We start from the raw sequence: 3,581 nt of genomic DNA, 5'->3' as shown, positions 1-3,581 counted from the left end.
GGCACGCTCGGCGCGACCCCGGCCGGCCCCGCGACGCCCGGACGGACCGCGGACGCGCCCTTGCGGGCGGAGCCGCCGCCCGAGCCGGAGGACGGACCGGCGAACTCGCTGAGCGCGGCGCGCGCCTGCGAGATCCTGATCGCCTCCATCGTCATGTCGTGACGCATCTCCGAGCGGCTCCAGGCACGCTCGGCGAGCTCCCACATGGTGGTGAGGTGCATCGGGTTGGTCCCGGTGACCTCGGCCAGGGCCACGATCGCGCCCTTGGGCGCGAGCAGCCGGCCGTTCAGATAACGCTCCCAGGACGTCTTGCTGTAGCCCGTGCGGTCGGAGACCGACGCGACGCTCAGGCCGCTGCGGTCCACGAGCCGCCTGAGCTGGCTCGTGAACTCCCTGATCTGCGGATCGAGTTCATCCGGCAAGGCCTTCCAACGAGGCATTGCTTCCCCCCTCTTCCCCCCGGTTGGTGCTGGTTGTTCCCTCGCGCATGGTGCCCCTTGCCGAGTACCCGTTGTGGATACCCACGAGGATGCCGCCGGGCAGGGTCTCAGTTCCCGGGGCGGGGGCGCACGGGAGCATCGGGACCGCGGGCAGACACCGTCGCACGCCTACTCACTCGCGGCCCAGTGTCCCATCGGTCGCCCCCTCGACCGAACGGAACCCGGGCACTTGCGCGCGGGACGTCAGGACGGCCCCGTCACTTCACGCTAGCCGCCGTCCCCCCACTTCGACGCACAACGGCAAACTTGTCAATACATCGACACATCCCGCCACCCACCGCCGACAGTCGTGTGCCCCGGCATCCGCGGGCAGGCGTACGCCTCGCCGTCCGCGGGCACCGGACAGCGCGAACACCCCCGCACAGCCGCGACATCGGCCGCCCGCGCAGCACATCGCAAGGCTGTACGAGGATTCCGGAGACCGTACCGGAACGGTCACTTCCGTGCCACAGCCCCCGGACAGGCGTTGAACAGGCCCTTCACGGTGCAGGAACGTGGTGCCCGGCGACGGCCCGTCCTCTCACGGGGGTGCGGACGGGCCGCCGCTCACCGGACCCGGACCATCGGACTAACCGTCGACCGTGAAGTGCAGCGTGTCCTTCAGGAACGGAATCTCCAGCAGCGGATTCGGCTGCACCATCAGCGCCAGCATCGCGATCACCAGCCCCAGCCCCCCGTACGTCACGATGTCCGTGAAACGGGAACGCACCGCGAGCATCCCCACGTCCCGCACCAGCCACCGCAGCACGGCCCCGGCCACCAGCGCCACGCCGACCAGCAGCGTGCCCAGCCGGAACTGGTCCAGCGCGGTCAGCAGCAGCCCCGCTCCGACCGTGAGCAGCACGGAGAGGATCGGCCACTGACGGGCGGGCGCGGGGGCGTCGCCGGGGGCGGCCCTGCCCCCGCCCTCGGGGCGCGCGGTGTCCCTGGTGAACAGGGGGAACCGCCGGGTGGTGCGGCGCGGCCTGCCCGTGGCGTCGGGCGCGCTGACGGGATCACGGACCGTGATGTCCTCCGCCCGCTCCTCGGTCCGCCCCTCGGAGACGTCCGGGGTCTTCCCCTCAGCCGACACTGCGCTCCGCCGCCTCGACCACGTTGACCAGCAGCTGGGCCCGGGTCATCGGGCCGACGCCGCCGGGGTTCGGGGCGACCCAGCCGGCCACCTCGGCCACGCCCGGGTGGACGTCGCCCAGGATCTTGCCCTCGGCGCTGCGGGAGACACCGACGTCGAGGACGGCCGCGCCCGGCTTGACGTCCTCGGGGCGGATCAGATGGGCGCTGCCCGCGGCGGCCACGATGATGTCCGCGCGCCGGAGGTGGGCCGACAGGTCGCGGGTGCCGGTGTGGCACTGGGTCACCGTGGCGTTCTCGCTGCGCCGGGTCAGCAGCAGGGGCATCGGACGGCCGATGGTCACACCGCGTCCGACGACCACGACCTCCGCGCCCTTGATCTCCACGCCGTGGCGGCGCAGCAGGGTGATGATGCCGTTGGGGGTGCAGGGCAGGGGGGCCGGCTCGTTGAGGACGAGACGGCCGAGGTTCATCGGGTGGAGGCCGTCGGCGTCCTTGCCCGGGTCCATCAGTTCGAGGATGCGGTTCTCGTCGATGCCCTTGGGCAGCGGAAGCTGGACGATGTAACCGGTGCAGGCGGGGTCCTCGTTCAGCTCGCGGACGACCGCCTCGATCTCCTCCTGCGTGGCCGTGCCCGGCAGTTCGCGCTGGATGGAGGCGATGCCCACCTGGGCGCAGTCGCGGTGCTTCCCGGCGACGTACTTCTGGCTGCCGGGGTCGTCCCCGACGAGGATCGTGCCGAGGCCGGGCGTGACGCCCTTCTCCTTCAGCGCCGCCACACGGGCGGTCAGATCGGACTTGATCTCGGCTGCGGTGGCCTTGCCATCGAGAATCTGGGCGGTCATGCCCCCATCCTCGCGGATGACCGGGCCCCGGTTCCAATCCGCCCGCATTCCGGGCGACCGCGGCACCCTCTCACCACGTATCACCCGTTTCCGGCCAAGATCGTGATGTTGCACTTGCACAACACATACGGCTTACGCCTGGACAAGGAAAGGAACGGTCAAGAACGATGAGGCCACAGTGCCGCGGGCAGAACCGGGGGGACGGACCGCATCTGTAGAACTTCCTCCGCACCGAGTCTCGCGTCGTCCCCGCACCTGAAGCGCAACGGAGGAAGAACCGCCATGAGTTTCGGCGACCCGAACAACCCCTACGGGCCCCCGCAGGGTGGCCAGCAGCCGCCGGCTCCCGGTTACGGCTACCCCCAGCAGCCCCAGCAGGGGTACGGCTACCCGGCGGCGCCGCCGGTGGGCGCCTACTCCGGCGCCCCGGTGCCGACGTCCATGCCGGGAACGGTGAGCACGGCACGCGTGCTGCTGTGGGTCATCGTGGCCCTGCAGCTCATCGGCGTGGCTCTGTTCGCGATCAGCGCCGTGGGCGTGGAGGCCGCCAAGGACGACCCGACGCTGAGTGAGGATCCCGCGTTCGAGCAGCTCGCCGACTACTCGTCCGGCCTGCTCTGGGCTCTGACCGCGTTCGCGCTGGCGTGGGGCGTGTTCGCGCTCGTGCTGGCCGTCAAGTTCGGCAAGGGCGGCAACGGCGTCCGTATCACCGCGCTGATCTTCGGCATCATCACCGCCGTCCTCGGCATCTACCCCTTCATCCTGGTGGGTCTGATCCACACGGTGCTGGCGATCCTGATCGCCGTGTTCGTCGGCAACGCCGCGGGCAAGGCCTGGTTCAACCGCCCCCGCTACTGAGGGCGACCGTCCCGAGCGCACCGCCACCAAGGGCCGTGTCCCACCCGCACGAGGGGACACGGCCCTGGTGCGTCCGGGGCCACCGGCTCGGGCCCGCGTGTCCGCGGAGTCCCCGTTCGCCTTCCGCAGGGCGGCGCGCAGCACGGAGGCACCCGTGGGGGTGAGGGTGTGCAGCACGGTCGGGCCGTTGCGGACCGTGGTGACGAGTCCCGCGCCGCGCAGCGCGGTGGCGTGCCTGCCGGCGGCGCAGGCCGGGACCCCGGCGGCGCGGGCGATCTCACCGGTCGTGGCGCCGCCGGACGCGGCG

Annotated in this window: 4 protein-coding genes; 1 reads left to right on the top strand and 3 read right to left on the bottom strand. The window is 71.6% G+C overall.

All coding sequences use genetic code 11. The features are described from left to right. From B7767_RS18640 to B7767_RS18630, 3 genes are all read right to left on the bottom strand, one after another. A partial coding sequence (locus B7767_RS18640) for a helix-turn-helix transcriptional regulator (RefSeq protein WP_179167191.1) occupies positions 1-440 on the bottom strand: 440 nt, incomplete at its 3' end. A 628-nt stretch (positions 441-1,068) separates the two neighbouring features. Then, entirely contained in the window at positions 1,069-1,572 is a 504-nt protein-coding gene (locus tag B7767_RS18635; RefSeq protein WP_085573174.1) for a DUF3017 domain-containing protein, read from the bottom strand. After that, positions 1,562-2,416 carry a bifunctional methylenetetrahydrofolate dehydrogenase/methenyltetrahydrofolate cyclohydrolase gene (locus tag B7767_RS18630; RefSeq protein WP_085573173.1) on the bottom strand — a complete coding sequence of 285 codons (855 nt, stop codon included), beginning with the start codon at positions 2,414-2,416 and terminating at the stop codon, positions 1,562-1,564. The genes B7767_RS18635 and B7767_RS18630 overlap by 11 nt, the downstream gene beginning before the upstream one ends. Positions 2,417-2,698: 282 nt before the next feature. Between B7767_RS18630 and B7767_RS18625 the strand changes: the two genes are divergently transcribed. After that, positions 2,699-3,274, top strand: coding sequence for a hypothetical protein (locus tag B7767_RS18625; RefSeq protein ID WP_085573172.1), 576 nt, complete (start codon positions 2,699-2,701; stop codon positions 3,272-3,274). Positions 3,275-3,581 lie beyond the last annotated feature (307 nt).

The organism is Streptomyces sp. 13-12-16 (assembly GCF_002114215.1).
GTDB lineage: Bacteria > Actinomycetota > Actinomycetes > Streptomycetales > Streptomycetaceae > Streptomyces.
This window is presented reverse-complemented; position numbering and strand designations above follow the sequence as displayed.